The organism is Roseovarius pelagicus (assembly GCF_025639885.1).
Classification (GTDB): domain Bacteria; phylum Pseudomonadota; class Alphaproteobacteria; order Rhodobacterales; family Rhodobacteraceae; genus Roseovarius; species Roseovarius pelagicus.
The window spans coordinates 3,652,596-3,675,097 of sequence record NZ_CP106738.1; the positions used below are offsets into that span (position 1 = coordinate 3,652,596).

At 56.3% G+C, this 22,502-nt stretch carries 20 protein-coding genes, 1 tRNA gene and 2 pseudogenes; 19 read left to right on the forward strand and 4 right to left on the reverse strand.

The window, feature by feature from the left end; all coding sequences use genetic code 11:
• Positions 1-19: 19 nt before the first annotated feature.
• The 4 genes from N7U68_RS19075 to N7U68_RS19090 all read left to right on the forward strand — a co-directional run bounded on the left by N7U68_RS19075 (position 20) and on the right by N7U68_RS19090 (position 4,411).
• On the forward strand, positions 20-1,051 hold the full coding sequence (locus tag N7U68_RS19075; protein ID WP_263047845.1) for a cysteine synthase A: 1,032 nt from the start codon (positions 20-22) through the stop codon (positions 1,049-1,051).
• A gap of 5 nt (positions 1,052-1,056) precedes the next feature.
• A complete protein-coding gene (locus tag N7U68_RS19080) occupies positions 1,057-3,522 on the forward strand; it encodes a DUF3772 domain-containing protein (protein ID WP_263047846.1) in 2,466 nt (821 codons plus the stop codon).
• The gene (locus N7U68_RS19085; RefSeq protein WP_165192887.1) at positions 3,519-4,238 is read left to right on the forward strand and encodes an alanyl-tRNA editing protein; all 720 of its coding nucleotides are present in this window, start codon (positions 3,519-3,521) and stop codon (positions 4,236-4,238) included. The genes N7U68_RS19080 and N7U68_RS19085 overlap by 4 nt, the downstream gene beginning before the upstream one ends.
• Before the next feature lie 83 nt (positions 4,239-4,321).
• Positions 4,322-4,411, forward strand: a tRNA-Ser gene (locus N7U68_RS19090).
• A gap of 454 nt (positions 4,412-4,865) precedes the next feature.
• On the opposite strand, the gene istB (N7U68_RS19095) is transcribed toward N7U68_RS19090, so the two are convergent.
• Together istB (N7U68_RS19095) and istA are read right to left on the reverse strand one after the other, a co-directional pair.
• Positions 4,866-5,657 (reverse strand): IS21-like element helper ATPase IstB, encoded by a 792-nt coding sequence (gene istB / locus N7U68_RS19095; RefSeq protein ID WP_263046774.1) that lies wholly within the window; start codon positions 5,655-5,657, stop codon positions 4,866-4,868.
• Positions 5,647-7,176 carry an IS21 family transposase gene (gene istA, locus N7U68_RS19100; protein ID WP_263046779.1) on the reverse strand — a complete coding sequence of 510 codons (1,530 nt, stop codon included), beginning with the start codon at positions 7,174-7,176 and terminating at the stop codon, positions 5,647-5,649. The genes istB (N7U68_RS19095) and istA overlap by 11 nt, the downstream gene beginning before the upstream one ends.
• Before the next feature lie 122 nt (positions 7,177-7,298).
• Here istA and N7U68_RS19105 point away from each other — a divergent pair.
• The 5 genes and pseudogenes from N7U68_RS19105 to N7U68_RS19125 form a co-directional block, all read left to right on the forward strand.
• Positions 7,299-7,517 (forward strand): annotated as a pseudogene (locus tag N7U68_RS19105) (transposase); the annotation flags it as partial.
• A 268-nt stretch (positions 7,518-7,785) separates the two neighbouring features.
• Complete coding sequence (locus N7U68_RS19110; protein WP_263047847.1) at positions 7,786-7,929, forward strand: hypothetical protein; 144 nt, start codon at positions 7,786-7,788, stop codon at positions 7,927-7,929.
• A gap of 270 nt (positions 7,930-8,199) precedes the next feature.
• Positions 8,200-8,340: pseudogene (locus N7U68_RS21090) on the forward strand (IS3 family transposase); the annotation flags it as partial.
• A gap of 145 nt (positions 8,341-8,485) precedes the next feature.
• Positions 8,486-9,163, forward strand: a complete 678-nt coding sequence (istB, locus tag N7U68_RS19120) for an IS21-like element helper ATPase IstB (RefSeq protein WP_373323010.1) — start codon at positions 8,486-8,488, stop codon at positions 9,161-9,163.
• Positions 9,164-9,252: 89 nt separating this feature from the next.
• On the forward strand, positions 9,253-9,669 hold the full coding sequence (locus N7U68_RS19125; RefSeq protein WP_263047850.1) for a hypothetical protein: 417 nt from the start codon (positions 9,253-9,255) through the stop codon (positions 9,667-9,669).
• A gap of 462 nt (positions 9,670-10,131) precedes the next feature.
• Here the strand turns inward: N7U68_RS19125 and N7U68_RS19130 are convergent, their stop codons facing one another.
• Positions 10,132-10,272, reverse strand: a complete 141-nt coding sequence (locus N7U68_RS19130) for a hypothetical protein (RefSeq protein ID WP_373322941.1) — start codon at positions 10,270-10,272, stop codon at positions 10,132-10,134.
• A 207-nt stretch (positions 10,273-10,479) separates the two neighbouring features.
• Complete coding sequence (locus N7U68_RS19135) at positions 10,480-11,541, reverse strand: LacI family DNA-binding transcriptional regulator (RefSeq protein WP_263047851.1); 1,062 nt, start codon at positions 11,539-11,541, stop codon at positions 10,480-10,482.
• 180 nt (positions 11,542-11,721) lie between these two features.
• On the opposite strand from N7U68_RS19135, the gene N7U68_RS19140 reads away from it, so the two are divergent.
• The 10 genes from N7U68_RS19140 (at position 11,722) to N7U68_RS19180 (ending at position 22,472) form a co-directional block, all read left to right on the forward strand.
• Positions 11,722-12,699 carry a Bug family tripartite tricarboxylate transporter substrate binding protein gene (locus N7U68_RS19140; protein WP_263047852.1) on the forward strand — a complete coding sequence of 326 codons (978 nt, stop codon included), beginning with the start codon at positions 11,722-11,724 and terminating at the stop codon, positions 12,697-12,699.
• Between the two features lie 47 nt (positions 12,700-12,746).
• The gene (locus N7U68_RS19145) at positions 12,747-13,232 is read left to right on the forward strand and encodes a tripartite tricarboxylate transporter TctB family protein (protein WP_263047853.1); all 486 of its coding nucleotides are present in this window, start codon (positions 12,747-12,749) and stop codon (positions 13,230-13,232) included.
• 42 nt (positions 13,233-13,274) lie between these two features.
• Positions 13,275-14,810 carry a tripartite tricarboxylate transporter permease gene (locus N7U68_RS19150; protein ID WP_263047854.1) on the forward strand — a complete coding sequence of 512 codons (1,536 nt, stop codon included), beginning with the start codon at positions 13,275-13,277 and terminating at the stop codon, positions 14,808-14,810.
• A complete protein-coding gene (locus N7U68_RS19155; protein ID WP_263047855.1) occupies positions 14,807-15,742 on the forward strand; it encodes a ketopantoate reductase family protein in 936 nt (311 codons plus the stop codon). The genes N7U68_RS19150 and N7U68_RS19155 overlap by 4 nt, the downstream gene beginning before the upstream one ends.
• A gap of 15 nt (positions 15,743-15,757) precedes the next feature.
• Positions 15,758-16,924 (forward strand): enolase C-terminal domain-like protein, encoded by a 1,167-nt coding sequence (locus N7U68_RS19160; protein WP_263047856.1) that lies wholly within the window; start codon positions 15,758-15,760, stop codon positions 16,922-16,924.
• On the forward strand, positions 16,921-18,333 hold the full coding sequence (locus N7U68_RS19165; protein ID WP_263047857.1) for a 3-isopropylmalate dehydratase large subunit: 1,413 nt from the start codon (positions 16,921-16,923) through the stop codon (positions 18,331-18,333). The genes N7U68_RS19160 and N7U68_RS19165 overlap by 4 nt, the downstream gene beginning before the upstream one ends.
• The gene (locus N7U68_RS21095) at positions 18,330-18,917 is read left to right on the forward strand and encodes a 3-isopropylmalate dehydratase small subunit (RefSeq protein ID WP_373322942.1); all 588 of its coding nucleotides are present in this window, start codon (positions 18,330-18,332) and stop codon (positions 18,915-18,917) included. The genes N7U68_RS19165 and N7U68_RS21095 overlap by 4 nt, the downstream gene beginning before the upstream one ends.
• A gap of 363 nt (positions 18,918-19,280) precedes the next feature.
• Positions 19,281-19,799, forward strand: a complete 519-nt coding sequence (locus tag N7U68_RS19170) for a P27 family phage terminase small subunit (RefSeq protein ID WP_308446153.1) — start codon at positions 19,281-19,283, stop codon at positions 19,797-19,799.
• Between the two features lie 433 nt (positions 19,800-20,232).
• Complete coding sequence (locus tag N7U68_RS19175) at positions 20,233-21,570, forward strand: MmgE/PrpD family protein (RefSeq protein WP_263047858.1); 1,338 nt, start codon at positions 20,233-20,235, stop codon at positions 21,568-21,570.
• A complete protein-coding gene (locus tag N7U68_RS19180; RefSeq protein WP_263047859.1) occupies positions 21,567-22,472 on the forward strand; it encodes a LysR family transcriptional regulator in 906 nt (301 codons plus the stop codon). Before N7U68_RS19175 ends, N7U68_RS19180 begins: the two co-directional genes overlap by 4 nt.
• The last annotated feature ends 30 nt before the right edge of the window (positions 22,473-22,502 follow it).

The following is a 22,502-nucleotide window of genomic DNA, read 5'->3' on the forward strand; positions in this document are numbered from 1 at the left end:
TCAAGCAAGGGATATAGACATGCGCATTGCACAGGATTTGGCCGCAGCGGTCGGCAACACACCGATGATCCGCCTGCGCAAAGTCAGCGAGCAAACTGGCTGTACCATTTTGGGCAAGGCCGAATTCCTCAATCCCGGTCAGTCGGTCAAGGACCGCGCAGCTCTCTTTATTATCCGGGATGCTGTGGCGCGCGGAGATTTGAAGCCGGGCGGCACCATTGTCGAAGGGACCGCCGGAAATACCGGGATCGGGCTGGCGTTGGTGGGGGCGTCGATGGGGTTCAAGACGGTTATCGTCATCCCGGAAACCCAGAGCGAAGAGAAAAAAGACATGTTGCGCCTTGCCGGGGCTGACTTGGTTCAAGTCCCCGCTGCGCCGTATTCAAATCCGAACAACTTTGTGCGCTACTCCGAGCGTCTGGCGGCAAAGCTGGCACAGACCGAGCCCAACGGTGCGATCTGGGCCAACCAGTTTGACAATATCGCCAACCGGCAGGCCCACATAGAAACCACCGGCCCGGAAATCTGGGACCAGACGGATGGCAAGGTGGATGGTTTCGTCTGTGCCGTCGGGTCGGGGGGGACACTCGCGGGTGTTGGAATGGCACTCCAGCCCAAGGGCGTCAAAATCGGCATTGCTGACCCGATGGGCGCGAAGCTGTATTCCTATTACACCACCGGCACGTTGGAGAGCGAAGGCGGATCAATCGCCGAAGGCATCGGGCAGGTGCGCATCACAGCGAATCTGGATGGGTTCACCCCCGATCACGCCTACCAGATCACCGACACAGAGGCGCTGCCCTATGTATTCGACCTGCTGCGCGAAGAGGGGCTGTGCCTAGGAGCATCGTCAGGCGTCAATATCGCTGGTGCCGTGCGGCTGGCGCGTGAGATGGGGCCGGGGCATACGATCACGACGGTCCTGTGTGACTACGGGACACGCTATCAGTCCAAGCTCTTTAACCGTGATTTTCTACTGGAAAAGGGCCTGCCTGCGCCTGAATGGCTGGGACAAGCGCCACGGTCCATCCCCGGAGTGTTCGAAGGATGATGACTATGATGCGCATGCTTCGGCACCTTGTTGTTATATGGGCGCTGGCACTTGTACCGGCTGCGTTCACCTATGTCGCATTGAGTGACACCGCCGCTGCGCAACAATCGTCCGGACCTGACTATGACAAATGGGAAGCCACAGCACAAAGGGCAGGAGACGCGATTGATGCGTCACGTGCATCTACGTCTGCGATGGAGGATCTGCGCGATCAGCTGGTCGAATGGCGCGACATTTTCACGGCTGCGCAAAACGTCAACAGTAACTCCATAGCGACGGCTCAAGCGCAGCTGAAGGCACTCGGCCCAGTACCTGAAGAAGGGAGCGAAAGCCCGGAAATCGCGCGTCAACGTGAAGAATTGAGTGACCGTGTTTCGCGACTGACCGCGCCAGTCAAAGCTGCTCAACTGGCATACAGCCGCGCAGATGGAATGATTAAGGGGATCGACCGGATTATCCGTGAGCGTCAGGCCGAGAAGCTGTTGGAGCTGGGGCCGTCCCCCCTGAACCCCAAGCATTGGCCTGCCGGTGTGGAGGCTGCTACCAGTACGTTCGATTCCGTGCGTTCAGAGGTTCAGGCTGCTTGGCGGAATGACATCCAACGCGTGGAAACGAAAAGGGATCTTCCCAAAATCATCCTGCTGACATTGCTCGGCTGTGTATTGCTGATCCGTGGGCGGTTCTGGGTCGAATTGGCTGTTCGGCTAGCCATGCCGCAACGGGCGACGTCAGCGCATTGGATCATTTCGCTCTTGATGTCACTGGGCGAGATTATTGTCCCATTCATTGGATTGTTGCTGATCACGCAGGCGGCGTATTCCAGCGGGCTTGTCGGGTTGCGTGGGGATCTATTGTTAAACGCACTGAAGCCAACCTTCGTGATCTTCTTGTTGGCACGCTGGCTGTCACTAAGGTGCTTTCCCCGGCTTGAAACTTACCGCTTGCCGCTGTCGCTGGACGCCGATGATCGCCGGTCGGGCCGTTTGTATGGCGGCGCGCTGGGGCTGGTCGTCGCGGTGTTCTTCTTTATCAACCAAATTGGCAAGATCGTGGGCTGGTCTGAAGCCGCGGTGAACGTGGTCCTCTTTCCTGTTCTGGTGGTTGCGGGACTACTGCTATTGCGGCTGGCGCGGTTGTTGTCCAAGCATAGCCGAAATGCCGGAACGAACGAGAATACAGATACCTACCGAAACCGGCTGACTCGGCTTCTTGCGAATGCACTGACCGCGCTCGCGGTGGTGGCGCCGGCGCTCGCTGCTGTGGGATATTTTCAGGCGGCTACCTCGCTTATGCTGCCGTCACTGCTATCGTTGATCCTTCTCGCCGCAATTCTTGTTGTTCAGAGGGTGATTTCCGAAGTGTTTACCCTCGTGTCCGGAAATCGCGAAGGTGCGGCTGATGAACTGATTCCGGTTTTGCTGAGCTTTGGGATTGTGCTTTTGTCCGCGCCGATGTTCGCGCTGATCTGGGGCGCGCGGGTGGCTGATCTTTCAGAACTATGGATGCAGTTTACCAAAGGCATCACTCTGGGCGAGATGACCATCTCACCGACGATCTTCCTGACGCTCGCGGTTATCTTTACCGTTGGGATGATACTCACGCGGCTCCTGCAGGGGACGCTGAAAAACACACTGCTCCCCAAGACCAGACTGGACGCTGGTGGGCGCAACGCCATCGTTTCAGGCGTAGGCTACATTGGTATTTTTCTGGCAGCACTGATTGCGGTGACGTCTGCCGGGATCGACCTTAGCTCTCTTGCGATCGTCGCGGGTGCGTTGTCAGTTGGTATCGGTTTCGGTCTTCAGAACATCGTCTCGAATTTCGTGTCAGGAATCATCCTTCTGATTGAACGCCCTATCAGTCAAGGTGACTGGATCGAGGTGAATGGTCAGCACGGCACAGTGCGCGAAATTTCTGTCCGCTCGACCCGGATCGAAACATTTGACCGATCCGATTTGATCATCCCCAATGCCGATCTCGTCAGTGGAACTGTGACCAACTACACGCGTGGCAACACCGTTGGCCGCGTCATCGTGCCTGTGGGGGTTGCCTACGGAACGGATACCAAAAAAGTCGAAGGCATCCTGAAAGAAATCGCCATGGCCAATCCTATGGTGATCATCAACCCCGAGCCGTCAGTTGTGTTCAAGAACTTTGGCGCGGACGCGTTGGATTTTGAGATCCGCGCGATCCTGCGCGATGTAAACTGGGTTCTGAGTGTGAAGTCCGATATGAACCACGAGATTGCCAAGCGGTTTGCCGAAGAGGGTATCGAGATACCTTATGCACAGCGCGACATCTGGCTGCGCAACCCCGAAGTGCTGGCTCAGGCCGCAATGGGGGGAGCGTCTCAGGCAACCAAAGCCGAAGACGAGGCCCCAGCAGAGAAGCCGAAAAGAAAACGCCGCAAACCAGCGCCGTCTCAGCGGGTCGAGGACCCCGACGGCGGGCCTGACGGAGACGGTCGATGACCGAAATGCTGTTTCGTCAGGACGCCTACGCGGCAGAATGCGTTGGAACTGTTATCGGGCATACAGACGAGGGCGGGCTGGTTCTGGACCGGACGGTTTTTTATCCCACGGGTGGCGGGCAGCCGGGCGACTCCGGGCGCATCCTGTGGTCCGGGGGGGCGATGATCGTTGCCACAACCGTCAAGGCGGCGGAGAGCCAAATCGCGTTGGTTCCTGCCGAGCCGCAGCCGCTACCTCCTTTGGGCACGAAAGTGCAGCAAATTCTGGACTGGGAACGTCGGCACCGTCTGATGCGTATGCATACGGCGCTGCATTTGCTCTCGGTCGTGATCCCTTTGCCCGTTTCCGGTGGGGCAGTGGGCGAGGGGCGCAGTCGGCTGGATTTCGATATGCCCGAAGCACCGCAAGACAAGGAAACATTGGAAAACCAACTTAATCAGCTGGTGGATCGCGATCTGCCTGTGACAGAGGATTGGATTACCGATGCTGAACTGGTTGCAAACCCCAATTTGGTCAAGACCATGTCCGTTATGCCCCCCAGAGGCACGGGTCACGTGCGCCTGATCCGGGTTGGTCACGACCGTGATCAGGTGGATCTGCAACCTTGCGGGGGTACGCATGTGGCACGCACTGCGGAAATCGGCGGTTTACGCCTCGGCAAGGTCGAAAAAAAGGGTCGCCAGAACCGCCGGGTGTACCTGCATTTTGATAACTGACGTGCGGCGGACGAGGCCGCTGTCAGAATTTTGTCACTACCCACTTGCGGCTGGTTGCCGAACGGCGCTAGAAGCCCTGCAACGGAGCGGTGGCCGAGTGGTCGAAGGCGCACGCCTGGAAAGTGTGTAGGCGGGAGACCGTCTCCAGGGTTCGAATCCCTGTCGCTCCGCCATGAACTTTAGTAATGCTGATATATATCAATGACTTGAGCGGGGCTGCTACTTTTTCGTCCCCCATTTAAGCCTCCATTAGTTTTTTGAATGGCCTGAACTATTGATGATTGGTGGCTTGCGGGTATTTGATTCCTTGCCCCCGTGCGCATTCGGATCTTGAGGATAATTCAAAGGTTTCGTGCAGCATGTCCCCACCCCCCGGCCCACCCCGAGCCCATGCGCGATTTCTTATGTTAGACACCTTGAGAAATTTTATGCATTTTGAATTTTGACATCTAACACCGGGTTGAATGCGCGGTGGTTGCAACGGGTGTTTCTGCACTACAGTAGACGTTGACCGAAATATGGTAGTTCCTGCTTTTTAGGGTTTGCTGACCTTAGTGTTGATTGTCACTGAGAACTGACCCGGTATTTTCACCGAGATTTGACCCACCCTCAGTTATGCGTCGTGGTCTATGATGCGGTCAATGTTTTGGCCTCCTTTGCAGTTTTCTTTGCTGCCTCAGAACTGACCTTGAAGCGGTAGCTGTCGTTTCCGGTTTCGAGGATGTGGCAGCGGTGGGTAAGCCGATCCAAGAGAGCGGTGGTCATCTTTGCATCCCCGAAGACCTGCGCCCATTCTGAGAAGCTAAGGTTGGTGGTGATGATCACACTGGTGCGCTCATAGAGCTTACTGAGTAGGTGGAAGAGCAATGCCCCACCAGATGAACTGAACGGCAGGTAGCCAAGCTCGTCTAAGATAACCAAATCGACCTTGGTCAGCATCTCAGCCAGTTTCCCAGCCTTTCCAAGCGCTTTCTCTTGCTCCAGTGCATTAACCAATTCCACGGTCGAGAAGAAGCGGACCTTTCGCCTGTGATGCTCAATCGCCTGCACACCAATTGCTGTAGCAGTATGGCTTTTGCCGGTTCCGGGGCCGCCGATCAGCACGACATTTTCAGTCGCTTCAATGAACTCGCACCGATGCAACTGTCGGACTGTTGCCTCGTTGATCTCACTGGACGCAAAGTCAAAGCCGGTGAGGTCTTTATATGCGGGGAAGCGGGCGACCTTCGTGTGGTAGGCGATAGACCGTACCTCGCGCTCGGCGATCTCGGCCTTGAGCAGCTGTGACAGCATTGGTGTGGCAGCTTCGAACGCTGGCGCGCCCTGGGCGACCAAGTCTTCAATCGCATTTGCCATGCCGTACAGCTTGAGACTGCGTAGCATGATCACGATAGAAGCTCCTGCTGGGTCATGACGCATGGCGCTTCTCCTTAGTCTGTCGCAACCCGTCATAGCGATCGACGTTGGCCTCTGGCGTTGACTGCAATGCCAGTGCGTCCGGCGGATCGACCTCGGGGTGATCTGTCGGTCTGCGGTCGATCAATCGATGCAACAGGTTCAGGATGTGCGTCTTGGTGGGGACGCCCGCTTCAAGTGCCAGCTCCACTGCGCACAAAACGTCATCTTCGTTGTGCTGAAGGACCAGAGACAGAATGTCGACCATCTCTCGGTCACCGCCTTCTTTACGCAGCATGTGATCCTGAAGTTGCCGGAAGGCATCCGGCATCTCCGTGAACGGCGCACCATTGCGTAAGGCACCTGGTTTGCGTTGGATGACAGCGAGATAGTGACGCCAGTCATAGATGACCTTGCCGGGCTTGCGATGAGACCGCTCGATGATCCGCGCATGCTCGCAAACCGTTTGCCCTTCAGCGACCATGACCAGCCGTTCGGGATAGACATGCAAACTGACACGTCGGTTCGCAAAGCTGGCGGGAACGCTGTAGCGATTGCGTTCGAACGTGATCAGGCATGTGGGTGACACACGCTTACTATGTTCGATAAAGCCATCGAATGCCGGCGGCAGTGCCATCAGCGTGGGCTTCTCGGCCTCCCACACGTCAGCGATGGACCCCGGCAAAGCCTTGTGCGGTGTCTCTGCCCAAAGGGCGATACAGCGATCTTCAAGCCATTGGTTCAGCTCTGCCTGATCGGCAAAGACTGGCATGACCTGCCACATGCGGTTGCGCGCATCCTGCACGTTCTTCTCAACCTGGCCTTTCTCCCAACCTGCGGCTGGATTGCAGAACTCGGGCTCAAACACGTAGTGGCTGGCCATAGCCTTGAAGCGTGCATTGACGTCCCGCTGCTTGCCTTTGCCCACACGATCAACGGCGGTCTTCATATTGTCATAGATCCCGCGACCAGGCACGCCGCCGAAGACGCGGAATGCATGCCAGTGGGCGTCAAACAGCATCTCGTGCGTTTGCAGCGGGTAGGCCCGCACCAAGAAAGCCCGGCTGTGTGACAGTTTGATATGCGCGACCTGAAGTTTGACGCGCTCACCACCGATGTTGGCCCTGTCCTCGCTCCAATCGAATTGGAAGGCTTCGCCGGGCGCGAACACCAAAGGCACATAGGTGCCGCGCCCCGTCGTCTGTTCCGCTCGATGCCGATCTTCACGCCATGCCCGGGCGAAAGCTGCCACGCGTTCATAGGAACCATTATATCCCAGCTTCACCAGATCAGCATGCATTTGCTTCACTGTCCGCCGCTCTTTGCGTGACTTCCGCGTCTGGATTAAAAGCCAGGCTGACAGCCGATCCGCGTAGGGGTCCAGCTTGCTTGGACGCTTGGGCGTCTTGAACCTCGGCTCCACCGCACCTTCACGCAGATACTTCTTGATCGTGTTCCGAGACAAACCCGTCCGCCGGGCAATCTCCCTGATTGGCATTTTGTCACGCAATGCCCAGCGTCGAATGACACTCAAAAATCCCATGTCGATCACTCCAAATCCCCCCAACCAAAACCGTCGGGGAAGTGTGTTCACATGGGTCAGTTCTCAGTGACAATTTATGGGGCTACCGGGTCAGTTCTCAGTGACAATCAACAGCCGCTGATGCCATGCGCGCGATCGGCGCATGGTTTCTGTTCTTGCCGCCCTACAGCCCCGATCTCAATCCCATCGAAATGGCCTTCGCAAAGCTCAAGGCTCTTATCCGAAGGGCGGCCGCCCGGAGCTACGACGATCTCTGGCGCGCCGTAGGACACGTCTGTGATCTTTTCACTGACGAGGAATGCTACAATTTCTTCAGGGTCGCAGGATATGAAACCAATTGAACGCAACACGCTCTAGTGAATTGATTGTAAGTATTTAGAACAGCATGACATTTTCGAATCCGCAGCTAAACACTTCGATGCCAGTGACATTCGGGGGAAGGAACATAAATCGAACTCGACACTTCTACTGCCCCACGCTCGGCACAAGCTTTTGGAGATCATCTGGCACTATCGCTTCCAGCGGTTGAGAAGCGTCTTCGTCGTGAAGTGGTCCGGTAAAACTGGGCAGCCTGCTAAGATGTATCCGACAATGACACAGAATACACAAATGACGAAGAGACGCAGTTTTTCGGACAAGTTCAAAGCCACCGTTGCGCTGGAAGCGCTGCGAGGTGACAAGACGGCGCAAGAGATTGCAGCAAACACAAACCCACCCGACGAAGGTTACGACATGGAAACGGCAAGCGATTGATTGACTGACTGGCGTGTTTTCCGACTAGGTCAGAAAGGCTGGAAACAATGAGGCCGAAGCCAAAGAACTGCGCGCCAAAACCGGGAAGCTGGCGGTCGAAAACGATTTTTTATGACAAGGGCTGAAGCGATGAGCGCGTCAGAACGCAAAGCGATGATCCGCAAAGATCATGCCGATCTGAGCCTGACCAAGCAATGCAAGCCGCTAAAGAGCAGCCGGTCATCGCTGTATTACGCGCCGGTTGGAGTGAATGCTGAAACGCTGAAGCTGATGAATGAGATCGACAGGGTATTCACCAAATATCCGTTCTTTGGCAGCCGCCAGATCGCAGCATTTTTGCCCAGAAACGGGTTCCATGCGGGCCGTCACCGCGTGCGTCGACTGACGAGTGTCATGGGGCGTCAAGCCATCTACAAAGGTCGAAACACCAGCAAGAAGCATCCCCAGCACCCGGTCTATCCTTACCTGCTGAGGAAATTGTCGATCAGCCTCAGGAGACCCAACCATGGAAAGATCACAAGTGCTGGACGCGATGAGCCAGCTGAAACTCTACGGCATGAAGGCCGCCTACGATGAGATCATCACCACAGGGGTGAAGCGGCAGCACGAACCGCAGCAGATCGTCGGTGATCTTCTGAACGTCGAGATCAGCGAGAAGCAGGCCCGGTCGATCAAATACCAGATGACAATTGCCAAGCTTCCCCTCGCAAAGGAGGTCGACGAGTTCAGCTTCGAGGACACGCCTGTCAACGAAACGCTGGTGCGCGATCTGGCCTCCGGCGAGTGCCCTGAGCATCAACGCAACGTCGTGCTGATCGGTGGCACAGGGACCGGCAAATCCCACCTTGCCGTGAGCATCGCCCGGGCGTGCATCCGGCGCGGCAAACGGGGACGCTTCATATACGTCGTGGTCTTGGAGAACAAGCTCGATGCGGAGGCCCGTGCCGACCGCCAAGGGCGAACCGCCGATCTCCTCTGCCGTCTCGACTTCCTGATCCTCGCCGCGCTTGGCTACCTCCCCTTCGCCCAGACCGGCGGCCAGTTGCTGTTCCACCTCATCAGCCGCCTTTACGAGCGCACCTCGGTCATCGTGACCACCAACCTCGACTTCGGTGAATGGCCTTCCGTCTTTGGCGACGCCAAGATGACCACTGCGCTCCTCGACCGCCTTACCCACCATTGTGAGATCGTCGAAACCGGCAACGAAAGCTGGCGCTTCAAGACCAGGGAATAATCGAACTCCCGCTGGCCCGATACGGCTGCGCTGTGTGGTGGCTACACCGCATCGGGCCAGCTACCCGAGGGCGCAGCAAGGGGTCATTTTTGGACGCCGATAGAGGGTCAAGATTGCGTGCCGATTACCGTCGGCGTGTCGCTGCAACCACTTTCCTGCATTCCCAGACCGAACGGCATCCTACAGATGTCGCGGGCCGGCACGGGGCGCGTCTGGCCGTAGCTTCCGAGCGTCCCCGAGGCAAGACGTGGGACGAGTCGACGATCAAGGCCCTCAGAGGCGGTGATCGGTTGACCGCGCGGTTCATGCGGCAGGATTTCTTCGACTTCAACCCGCAGATGACCGTGATGATTGCCGGTAATACGCAGCCGTCGTTTCGTGGAGGCGATGAGGCGATCCGCAGTCTGGTCGTCCTGATACCGTTCTCGGTCACCATCCCTGCGGGACGCCGTGATCGGACATTGCCGGACAAGCTGGCGGCCGAAGGTCCGGCCGTCCTGCGATGATGCATTGACGGGGCGTTATTGTGACAAAGTGAGGGTTTGAACGTGCCCCCTCCATTGCGAAAGCGTCGGCGGCGTATCTTGACGAGGAGGATACCGCGGGTCAGTTCCTGCAAGACGAAGCTGATGCGGACCCGCATGCGTTCGTCGCCTCAGAGGTCCTGATCTTTCGGTTCAACAGCTGGTCTGAGCGCCAAGGCCTCGGCACCTGGACCCAGCGCACGCTGATCAAGGAGTTGCGGCAGCGGGGCTTCCCGGATGCCCGCAACAAGAAGGCAGCGTGGTCTGCGCGGCCTGAAACTGCGACTGGGGTGACAATGGTGACAAAAAGCAGACTATCCTACGTTTGCGCGTTTTCGGTCTCTCTATACGGGGGATTATGGGGAAGCTGTCACTTTTTGTCACCGTCGTCGATTGGCCGGGTGGTGACAACCATCCGTTCTATCGCTTCGAGCGTGCTGATCGCTATTGATATTTCCAATAGGTTTGTTCCGTCACGCCGATCTGCCTGATAGCGTCAATCGGGAGAAGGCCTTGCCCCATCAGAACTTCAATCGGCCGCAATTTCACGACGATCTCTTTGGGCTTGGGTATCTTGATGATCATCTATGGTCCTCCTCTGTCCAAATTATAGGGGCGGAGCACTTCTTTGGGGGAGGTTCATTGCGCCGGATGCTGGCGATCGCTGTCACCTAATATGAACCCAATGAAAAACCAAATCCGAGGCGAGCAAAACGCGCTCAATTCTCAAAATTGCCCTGACGACGGTTGGAAATAATTCAGGTTTCAAAAAAACCTGTTTACATATGGGCCCTATGATTGACGTGGTGGACCGCAACTTCCCCTCTCAAGAAGCTCCACGGGGAAGAGATACTTGTTTCCAGTCGCCAACTGTTCACGCTGAACGGTGATGTGTTGTGGAATCGTGCTGTCTGAGGTGCAAATCATTTGCGCGGCGAATTTGGCCATCTCCCGAATTGGCAACTCGATCGTTGTTAACCCTCGTCCCCAGAGCCGATGCCAATCTGGATCGTCGTAGCTGACAAGCGAGATGTCTTCTGGGGCCGAAAGGCCAAATTCCTGGATCACCTGCAGTACACCTAGAGCAATTTGGGAGCTACCGATGACCAAGGCGGTCGGAGGATCTGCCGTGCCAAGGAGTTCCTTGGCGGCGACATAGGCATTCGCGGGGCGCGGTGGTATGAGACGGCTGAGCGACCGGGCGTTTTCAGTTTCTGCGATGGCGCGAAGATAGCCTTCAAGCCGGCTAGTGCCGGTGCTGAGCGTCTCCGCGCCACCGCCGAGATAGGCAACGTGGCGATGGCCGAGAGATAGCAGGTGCCGAGTCGAAAGATAGGTCGCATCGGCATCTTGCGCGGCGACGAGATCGGCATTTACATCAGGGTGAGAGCGCACTAACTGGACCGCCCGCATATTCGCGAGCAACACAGATGTTTCTGGCATCAAATTTTCAACGGGTGTGATCACGATACCGCGTGCGCGGGCCCGGCTAAGTTCCAGAACCTGACGATGCTCTTCCTCGGGGTCGTCTTCCGAAATCGCAAGGACCAGCTGCAGCCCCTGTGCCGAAACAGTCTCGGCCAATGCCTTGGCCATCGCACTGTAAAAGTGGTTTTGGACATCGGGTAAGATAAAGCCAACGAGATTGGAGTCCTCGCCGCGCATGACGCGGGCGGCGGTGTCAGGCGCATAACCCATCTCGGCTGCTGCTTCACGTATCCGGTCTTTGGTAGATCCGCTTATCTGGGGAGAGTCGCGAAGCGCACGAGATACAGTTGCGTGAGAAATGCCCAGCGTTTGAGCAATGTCCTTGATCGTAACGCGTCTTGGTGAGCCGGTGGTTCTTTCCTTCATCAGACTCCTTTCTCACTTCCGGGCATTCTGATCCACACCTAAAGCAATCTTGACATATTAAATTCTTTATCACTAAATGCATTTATGCACACGTGTGCATAGCGTGAAAACAGTTATTTTATTCGGCCGGGTCGGGCTGGCTGCGCGGAATGACATGGGATGATTTGGGAGGAGAACCACATGAAAGCCTTGAAGACGTTTGCCGTAGGTGCGGCGATGGCCATAATCGCGATGTCGGGATCGGCCGTCGCTGACACATGGCCTACAAAGAACATAACGATGATCGTGCCGTTTGGCGCAGGCGGTTCGATTGACCGTTTCGCACGCGGGCTCGCTCAGCACTGGGAAAGCCGTTTGGATGGTGTATCGATCATCGTCGAAAATCGGTCCGGGGCAAGCGGACTCCTCGGGGCAAAGACATTCTTGAGCATGCCCGATGACGGTCATACCATGTTCGTAGGAATTCAGCCGACGCTCAGCATGAATATCGCTGTTCAAAATGCGGATTTCAGCCTCGATGATTTCGCTTTCGTGAATTTTGAACAACGCGATTTTGGAGATGTGGTTGTCAGCGCAAATTCTCGTTTCGACACCATCCAGCAGTTTGTGGATGAGGCGCGTGCCAATCCCAACACTCTTTCACTTGCGATGATTCTCGGTGGCGGTACCTCGTTGTTTGGGCTGGCGTTGATACAGGAGCTGGACCTCAATGTGCGCGTGGTCACCTTTGACAGCGGCGGCGCGCTGCGGACCAACATGCTTGGCGATCACAGCGACGCCACGATTTCTGGGGCTTATGGCGACCTTTCTCTTGGTGACCAGGTCAAAGTGCTCGCGGTCGCATCTCCTGAGCCGTTTCCAGGTCTCGAAGGCGCTGTGCCAGCGTCAGAGGCATTTCCTGGTCTCGATATCCCGCAGATCGGCGATAGTCGTTTCGTCGCGGTGCACGGAACATTCGCGCAAGAGAATCCCGAGGCATTCGACCTGCTTGTCGAAAGCTATAAGGCAACCTTCGAAAGCGAAGAGTATCAGGCGTATCTCAAATCGTCCGGCACTGACATCATCTCGGGCTACTACGGGCCTGAGGTCTCGACCGAACAGGCGAAAGCCATGTCCGGCGTTGTTGAGCGCTTCAAAGATGTGCTTACCAACAACTGATACGGCGTGCCGGGTGCCGGCTCTTTAGCAAGAGGTTCACTGTGCCAATGTCTAAACTTAACAGCCCTTGGGGGCGGTTCTTTGGAGAGCTGATCGTTCCAGTGCTCCTTTTGAGTTACGCGAGTCACTACTACGTGAGCGTAAGGCAGCTACCGCGCCCAGAGACAAACCTTTTGCTAATCGGACCAGTCTACTGGGTTCTCGTGATCTGCTCCCTGATCTTCGTAGGGGGGCGTTTGCGGACGGCGCTGCGGGATACCGTGGCGCCGGAGGCTGACATTTCAACAAGCCTGCCGAAGCTAGACCTTTGGAAATCTACAGCCTTCATCGTCCTGACCGGTTTTTGCATCTGGGCAATTCCGGTTTTAGGCTTCGTGATTGCCACGCTGACCTACACCTTTTTGCTACTTCTTGCGCTCGGCGTCCGATCGAGGCCGATACTTGTGCTCGTTCCTGTGGTGCAAGTCGGTCTGCTTTGGGTCGGGATGGAATATTACCTGAATCTTCGTCTTCCCTCCGGTCTGTTCTTTTGACGCGGCGCCGCGTCATGCAGATACTTTCACAATAGGTCCGAAATGCTCGAATTCAGTTCCATCGCCGCCGGAGCCTCGCTGCTCATGGAATGGCATCTTTTGCTCATGCTGCTTCTCGGCCTGTTGTTCGGCATCGTCACTGGTGCCATTCCTGGTTTCAGTACGCCCTTGGCAATCAGCGTGATGCTGCCGCTGACCTTTCCCATGACGCCAATCGCCGCGATCGTCTTTCTTACGGCGGTCTATGCGGGCGGGAATTTCGGCGCATCGGTATCTGCCATCTTGCTGAATATTCCCGGCTCGCCACAAGCGATCATGACCGGATTGGATGGTTATCCAATGACCCGAAAGGGGAGGGGCTACGAAGCACTTGGCATGTCGGTCGCAGCATCGGCCACGGGCAACCTTGTGGGATCCTTTTTCCTGATCCTTGTGATGCCTCTCATTGTGATGCTGGCGCTGAAATTCGGACCGCCCGAGTTGTTTCTGGTCGGTGTGCTTGGCCTGACTATCATAGCATCGCTCGACGACAATTTCCTCAAGGCCATAATGGCGGGTATGTTCGGCGTGCTGGTAAGTACCACCGGGATGTCGTCGACTGGCGCAATCCGGGGCACCTTCGGATATTTCGAACTGATGGACGGAATTTCTATCATTCCTGCCCTGATCGGCTTGATCGGGTTTTCTGAACTGTTCTACATGCTTCAAAAGTCTCGAGTGATCGACAGCGATAGTGTTTCTACGACACTCAGGGGTTCGGCCTGGGCGCAGCTTGCCAAAGGGTACCGCACCGCGTTCCGGTTTCCGGTAACGCTCATGCGGTCATGCGGGCTGGGTGTTGTTATCGGTGCATTGCCTGGGGCAGGGGCTACGATTGCGAGTGTCGTAAGCTACAACGAAGCCAAGCGAGCCTCTGCGACGCCCGAGGAGTTTGGCAAGGGCGCCCCCGAAGGGGTGATTAGCGCTGAATCGGCCAATAACGCATCCGAAGGCGGTGCGCTTGCGCTTATGCTCGCCCTCGGCATTCCAGGTGGACTTGCGACGGCGGTGTTGATCGGGGCTCTCATGCTTCAAGGGCTTATCCCAGGGCCTCGCCTGTTCATGGAAGAGCCGGAACTCGTCTACGGTGTAATGCTGGCGCAGTTCGTTACTTCGGTTTGCCTAATGGGCGTGGGCCTGTTTGTCAGCTTCTGGGCCGGGCGAATCGTTAAAATCCCGACCCAGGTCCTGATCCCCATGATCTCGGTGTTTTCCATCGCGGGTACCTATGCAGTGCATTTGCTGATGTTCGACGTGGTACTCATGGCGATTTTCGCGGTGCTTGGCATCATTCTGAGACGGTTCAACTATCCGTTGATCGCCGTGGTCCTTGGAATCGTCTTGGGGCCGATCCTCGATGCCGAACTGCTGCGGACATATCAGACGTTCGATGGAATCGGGCTCTCGGTGTTCATCGGCCGCCCCGTGTCACTGGTGCTCATCGCTTTGCTTCTATTCAGCTTGGCTACCGCGGTCTTTCGGGCATGGAGTGGTCGCAAACGCGCTCAGATTGAAAACCATGGAGAAACGAAACAATGAAAATTGCAATAATCGGGTGCGGCGCAATGGGCTCTGTCTATGCTGGACTGCTGGCCGATGCAGGTAACGAGGTGCTGGTGATTGATCGGTGGGCAGCGCATGTCGCCGCCATAAACAGTGACGGGCTGACCGTGGACGGTGCCAGTGGTCATCGCAACGTAAAGGTACGCGCCTTTGAATTGGCACCAGCGGGAGAAACCGTCGATCTCATGATTGTCGCGGTCAAGTCGGCGGTGGCAGGCGCTGCGGTCCGGTCAGTCGCGTCGCTTGTCGGGCCGGAAACATTGATCCAGACGATTCAGAACGGTTTGGGCGCTGCGGATGATGTTGCCGAGTCGGTATCCGCTGATAGGCTGATCGTAGGGATCGCCGGTGGTTTCGGGGCTTCTCTGCAAGGGCCCGGGAAAGCCCATCACAACGGGATGCATGTCATCCGCTTTGGTGCTTATGCGGGCCTAAGCGACGCCGCAGTTGAGCGTATCGTAAACGTTTGGAACGATGCGGGCTTCACGACCGAAGCTGCGCAAGACATCCTGGCAATGCAGTGGGACAAGCTGATTTGTAACGTGGCATATAGCGCGCCATGCGCCCTGACAGGGATGACGGTTGGCGAGGCGATGGATGATCCTGAACTTGGCCCTCTCAGCCGGGCAGCCGCCATTGAAGCGGCTGAAACTGCTCTCGCTCGCTCCATCGCGATCGACATTCCCGACCCGGTCGCTCATGTCCGTGCGTTTGCCGCTCGTATGCCTGCGGCCAAGCCATCGATGCTACTGGATCATGAAGCCGGACGACTAAGCGAGATCGATTACATCAACGGCGCGATCCCTCGTGAAGCAGCCAAGGCGGGAACTTCGGCTCCCGTGAATGAAATGCTGGCTCGACTGGTGAGGATCAAGGAACGCTCGCTTGGTTCCGGGCCAAAAGATTAAGGCAGGAGTTGTTGAGTGAAAATTCTTGATATCGTAACCCAGAGCGTCAAGCTCGAAGGTGCCATTTCCAATGCCGTGGTTTCCTTCGATGACCATGACGTTTCGCTAGTCGCAGTAATCAGCGATGTCGTGCGCGATGGCAAACCTGTCGTTGGCATCGGGTTTAATTCTATCGGACGATACGCGCAGCGTGGCATCCTGATGGACCGTATCCGGCCTCGTATTCTGGGTGCACCACCTACCAGCCTGCTGAACGAAAACGAAACGGCATTTGATCCCGCCAAGGTGTTTGCGGTGGCGATGAAGAATGAAAAGCCAGGGGGGCACGGGGACCGGGCTTCGGCCGTAGGTGCGCTTGAGTTGGCATTCTGGGATCTCAATGCCAAGCTTCAACAATGCCCCGCTTATGTGCTGATTGCCGAAGCTGCGGGGCGACCGGTCGATGATACACGGGTGCCTGTCTACGCGGCAGGCGGGTACTATTACCCGGACGGAGCGAGCCGCACGCTTCGCGACGAGTTGCAGAGCTATCTCGACCTTGGTTTCGACGCGTTCAAAATCAAGATCGGCGGCGCAAGTGAAGCCGACGACATGACCCGGATAGATGAGGCGCTAACGCTCTGCGCAGACGGATCGCGGCTTGCTGTGGACGCAAATGGTCGTTTCAGCTTGCCACAGGGCCTCGCGTTCGGGCAGCGTATCGAGCCCTATAGCCTGCGATGGTACGAGGAGATTGGTGATCCTTTGGATTTCGCTATGAATCAGGCGATGGCGCACTGGTATGACGGTGCGATTGCTACGGGCGAAAATCTGTTTTCCTATCAGGATGTGCGCAACTTACTTAATTTCGGCGGGATGCGAGCGGGGTGGGATATCTTTCAAATGGATGCTGGGCTGAGCTACGGCCTGACTGAGTATTTGCGGATTATTGACTTGCTCGAACGGAACGGCTTCAGCCGCAAACAAGTATTCCCTCATGGCGGCCACCTGATCAACCTCCACATCGTTGCCGGGATGGGACTTGGCGGATGCGAAGCATACCCGGGCGTGTTCAAGCCATTTGGCGGATATCCCGCGTCTTGTCCGGTCGTGGAAGGTACCGTGCGACCCAGCGACGCGCCGGGCTTCGGTCTGGAGGAAAAGCCCGATATCGCGGCGGCTATCGGTGCGTTGCTGACATGATTGGAACGCTCTACGAAAAGGTCTTTGATGCCCATGTCGTGCGCGAGATCGCAGAGAACCAGTTCCAACTGGCTGTAGATGTACATTTGGTTAACGAGGTCAGCAGCCCTCAGGCATTTGAGGAGCTGTTGCGGCGTGGGCTGCCTGTTGCGCATCCGGAGCGTACATTCGCAAGCGCGGATCATTCGATATCTACCGGTGGCGATGTGACACTCTTCGATGATGCCATGTGCGAAGCACAGGTTGATATGCTGGGCAAGAATGCGTTGGACAACCGCTTAACCTATTTTGATCCGATGCAAGGACTGCACGGTATTCTGCACGTTGTTGCGCCAGAAAATGGCCTGACCCAGCCGGGCATGGTGATCGCCTGCGGTGATAGTCATACGTCGACACATGGGGCTTTCGGAGCGATAGCATTCGGCATCGGTACGTCGCAGGTGCGCGACGTTCTTGCTAGCCAGACGCTGATCGTGGACAAATTGCGTGTGCGTCGTATCATCGTGGAAGGTACACTGGCCCCGGGCGTCTTTGCTAAGGATGTCGCCCTGCATGTTATTCACTGGCTCGGGGCAAAGGGAGGCTTGGGCTTCGCCTATGAATTTGGCGGCGACGCAGTTTCAGCCATGTCGATGGAAGAGCGCATGACACTCTGCAACATGGCGGTCGAAGGCGGGGCACGCTGCGGATATGTTAATCCGGACGCCATTACACTGGACTATCTACGCGGACGGGCATTCGCACCGAAAGGCGCTGAATGGGATGAAGCGGCGACGCGCTGGCTGTCTTGGGCCTCAAGCCCTGATGCGATGTGGGACGATGAGGTTATCTTTCGTGCAGACGACATAGCACCGATCGTGACATGGGGGACGTCACCTGATCAATCAGTCCCAGTTGGCGCGCCCTTACCGGATCCCGGTGTGGCGGGCGGGGATGCCGAGGATTTGCGCGATGCCATGATTTTCATGGGCGGAGAACCCGGTCGTCCGGTGGTCGGTACGCCGATTGACTTGGCTTTCATCGGGTCCTGCACAAACGGACGGCTATCCGACCTAGAGGCGGTAGCCAATTTCCTGCGTAGAACAGGTGGGTGTGTCAAGGAAGGCGTGCGCGCTTTAATCGTGCCAGGATCGCGAGAGGTTCGCGAAGCCGTGATCGCGCAGAATCTGGATCAGTTGTTTGCGGAGCGGGGATTTGAGTTGCGAGACGCCGGTTGTTCTCTCTGCTGCGGTATGAATGCAGATCGGCTGGTGGGGCGGCAAGTCTGCGCGTCGTCGTCAAACCGAAATTTTCGCGGTCGTCAGGGGTCGCCCGAAGGGCGCACCTATCTGATGTCACCTGTCATGGTTGCTGCTGCGGCGATCGAAGGAAAAATCATCGACGCCCGCGCGCTGGAGAATTTGGCGTGAGCATATTAATCGAACGAGTCTCCGGTCGCGGGCTACCTCTTGCTGGCAATGACATTGATACGGATCAAATCATCGAGTCCCGATATCTGCGAATGACCACATTCGAGGGAATTGAGGCTCACCTATTTGAAAGTTTGAGGCAGGCCAGCACACACCCGTTTGACGACTCTCGCTTTGCCGGTGCATCAGTGCTGATCGTTGGACGAAACTTCGGTTGTGGGTCATCCAGAGAACATGCTCCTCAGGCGCTTTATCGCTATGGCATCCGCGCAATAGTGGGGGAATCTTTTGGAGAGATCTTCGCAGGAAATTGCCTTGCGATCGGAATTCCGTGTCTTTCGCTCACTTCGCAAAATTGTAGAATGCTTATGAACATATGCTTGGCTCATCCGGAGAGGCCGTTCGACATCGATATTCGCGATGGCATAATCTGCACATATACTCAACGGTTCGAATTCGACTTGCCTCCGGGGCGACGGGAGCGGTTACTAAATGGCTCGTGGGATGCGTTGCAGGTTCTTCTTTCAGAGAAAACTCTGATAGAAGAGAAGCTTATGTATCTACCTCAAGTTTTGCGACGCTAGGTGTTCATTCCCGGTATCTTGTGGGTCAGATTGAAGATGAAGCGACCCGGCTTAGAAATCCAGATTTTGCAAATGTACTCTTAAGGCGTGAGGCATCCAAGTGCCTTAAGACGGCAGGCCAAATCGTAGGCTGAGTAAGACAGCAGCATGTGCGACGGCGTGACCAGCGGCGAATCTGTTGAATCCTCACCCGCATATTAGTCCTTCGCACACGATGCCGCGGATACCTGCTCTGGTTTGGTGTGCGGTACACGGGATGATCAACGAGGGCGACTCGGCTCAGGATCCGCTTTAGCACCGAGTTGCATGCAGTAAGTGCAAGCGATCCAGCGCTGGCGATTTTTCAGTGCACAGGGCGGGGGCATGGCAGTAACGTCCCACAATCAGACGGCAGGCTATGACGCGATCGGTGCGCGGTCGGTCGATATGTGCCTGGTCGCGAACCTCGTGCCCCACGCGCGCAATGCCCGGACCCACAACCAAGCGCAGGTGGCCAAGATCGCGGGCTCGATCCGGGAGTTCGGGTTCAACAACCCGGTACTGGTGGACGCCGAGAGTGGTATCATTGCGGGGCACGGTCGGGTGCTAAAGACGCCCAGCGACTACGTGCAGCAGTCGCCTTGGCTCTCAGTCGCCAACAAACAGATGGAATTGATTGCGCGCTACATGGATGACCTAGGGTTGACGCCGGTTACGCGGGCTCGCCTCGACATCCGTCAGAACAGTTTCGTGGATCAGGTGACGATAATCAAGTTTGCAGCCGTGTATACCGACAAGGACGGCATGCGCTGCGAGCGGCCTCTGGCATTCGTTCATGCGCAGGGTCGAAGAGAGAAAACAGAAGCTGAAACAATCACCTATGAACCGGATGAGTGCCTTTGATCGCACCAATCCGGCGCGGATCCGTGTACACAACTGCCAAACCCACGTTACGCAGGTTTGTACATGTCCGATCCAGCTCCGAAGTTCGTTGCCTATGAGCGGGTCTCGACAGTCTGGCAGGGGGGACCGGTTCAAAAAACCTCAACGGATGCCTGACCAAATGCCGGGGGACCGTGTGGAACAACATACGAGGCAGGAATCTGCTCAAGTTTCTAGATTAGAAATCATTCTCAATGATAAAAATAATCTATCAATTTGTCCAAATTTATTGAGTTTGATTTTCAGGCCTGCCTCTCGCAACAGTACACTGACAGAAGCGTTTCCGGCTTAGATAGTGGCGCGCCCACAGCTCGAAAAGCTTCAGAAGGTCATTGAATTTTGAAATGAGCATGATCAAGCAGAGGGGCAGCAGGAAATGAATTCGGACAGATGTATGACCATGCGATTTGCAGAATGGATCACGACATTGCCGAACGACAATCTACCGCATGAAGTGATCGCGCGCGCCACAGACTGCATCCTCGACATCATTGGTTGTTCGCTGGTTGGTTTTAATGCGCCGGGAACGACAAGTGCACGGGCGGCGGCCGAACTGAATTTTCGCGGCGGAGATGCACCAGTTTACTTTAGCGACCGATCTATGGGCGCAACCGGGGCTGCCTTTGCCAATTCGGCGGCGGCTTCGATGCTAGATCTCGACGACGGGCATCGATTGGCGATGGGGCACCCCGGCGCGGCAGTCGTTCCGGTGGCGTTGGCAATTGCGTCCGAGATTGGCGCCAGTAATGCGGAACTCTTAGCTGCGATTGTTATCGGCTATGAAATCTCGGTTCGGCTCGGCGCAGGGGAAATCAGAAAGTCGCATCATACCGGAAACTGGACCACCTTTGGTGCAGTCGCGACCGCCGCTAGGCTGCGGGGCTTGAACAAGGAACAGATTGCTCATGCTCTCGCCATCGCCGCATATCATGGACCGCGCTTGCGCAGCTTGACGGAAAGCGCCGAAATGGGCTCTCATGTGAAGGAATCCATCCCCTGGTCGGTTGTGACCGGAATGATTGCGACTGATCTTGCTCGCGCGGGTTTTACCGGCAGCCGTGATGCGCTCGATTTGCCGGATCGGTTCGATTCCAAAGTGGCGCTTGACGGCCTCGGAACGGAATTTCACATCAACGGCGTTTATTTCAAACGATTTTCGACCTGTCGTTGGACGCATACTTCCGTCGACGGGCTCATGCAGCTTATGCAGGAGCGGCAGGTGTCCGCCAATGAAATCCAGGCGATCGAAGTCATGACGTTCCGCGAGGCTGTGTCACTGAATAACCGGGCAAGCCCACCCAGTCTGGAGAGCGCGCAGTATAGCCTCCCTTTCAGTCTAGGCGTAGCGGCGACATTGGGGCATGACCATCTGTCGCCTATGACCGTTGACGTTCTTCACCACAAAGCGGCGGTCGAGCTTGCACGCAAGGTCAAAGTCATTCACTCGACGGAGATGGACTCCTATCTGCCGTTGCGGACACCGGCACGTGTGCGGGTATGCGCCAGAGGGGAATGGGTGGAAAAGCTGGTGATTGATGCGTGGGGCGACAGCGGAAGCTCTACCGCGCGCGCGGATTTGCGCGCCAAATTCCAAAGCCTCGCCAGCAAGACGTTGAACCCGCCTGCGATAGAGGCCATCATTGCTGCTGTGGGCGAGGTGCACCTTCGCGGGGTTAGACCGCTTAACCAGGCACTGACCAATCCGGAGGTATTGAATGAAGCTTGGCGATGACATTTGACCAGATTAGGAGCTTTTACCTAGTGGCTGTGTTGGGCACCTATGCCAAGGCAGCCGAACATTTGAATGCGACACAGCCTACTATTTCTGCACGTATCGTAGCTCTCGAGGGTCGGCTCGGCGTCAAGTTGTTCGACCGGTCCGGCCACCGCGTCGCCCTGACACCCGAAGGCCGTAGTTTTCTTCGGAGCGCGGAAAAGCTACTGGATATTCAGGCCGATGTTTTCAGACGCTTTGACAAACCGGGAATCCGTGGCATCGTACGTATTGGCGCGTCGGATACTATGGCCGTGACATGGATACCGTCGTTCATTGCGGAGTTGAGGGCGGCGAACCCGAATGCGGAATTCGAACTGCATATCGGTCCGTCCTATCGACTGCACGAAGAATTGCTGGCACGCAAGATTGACATAGCCTTCATCGTCGGCCCCATTGCTAGCCCCGAACTGATAAGTCATCCCTTGTGCCGTTGCCCCCTAGTATTCACCGCTGCGCCGTCACTGGGTTTGCATCTCAGGCGGATTGTGTCGGCTGACATCGAGAAGATGGATATTTTTACCTTCGAGCGGATGACGCGCCCGCATCAGGAACTGGTGCGCGTCCTTCGCACAAAGAACCTGTCACCGCGTATACATCCGGTCAACTCCCTGCAAACTGTGGTTCTGATGGTCAAGAAGGGCCTAGGTGTCGGAGTTGTCCCTTTTGGTGCGGTCGAAGAGGACGTTGCTGACGGCAATCTTGCCGTGCTCAACACCGATTTCAGTCTTAGCGATACCCCCTTCATTATCTGCTATCCGTCGGGGCCAGACTCACACGCGGTGGAAACCTTGGCGCAGCATGTCAAGGAATTTCTCAAGGCGCGCGGATCGTCCGATTCAATAAGAATTATTGATTGAGTCTTAGTCAATTTTTTAATTTGATTTGAT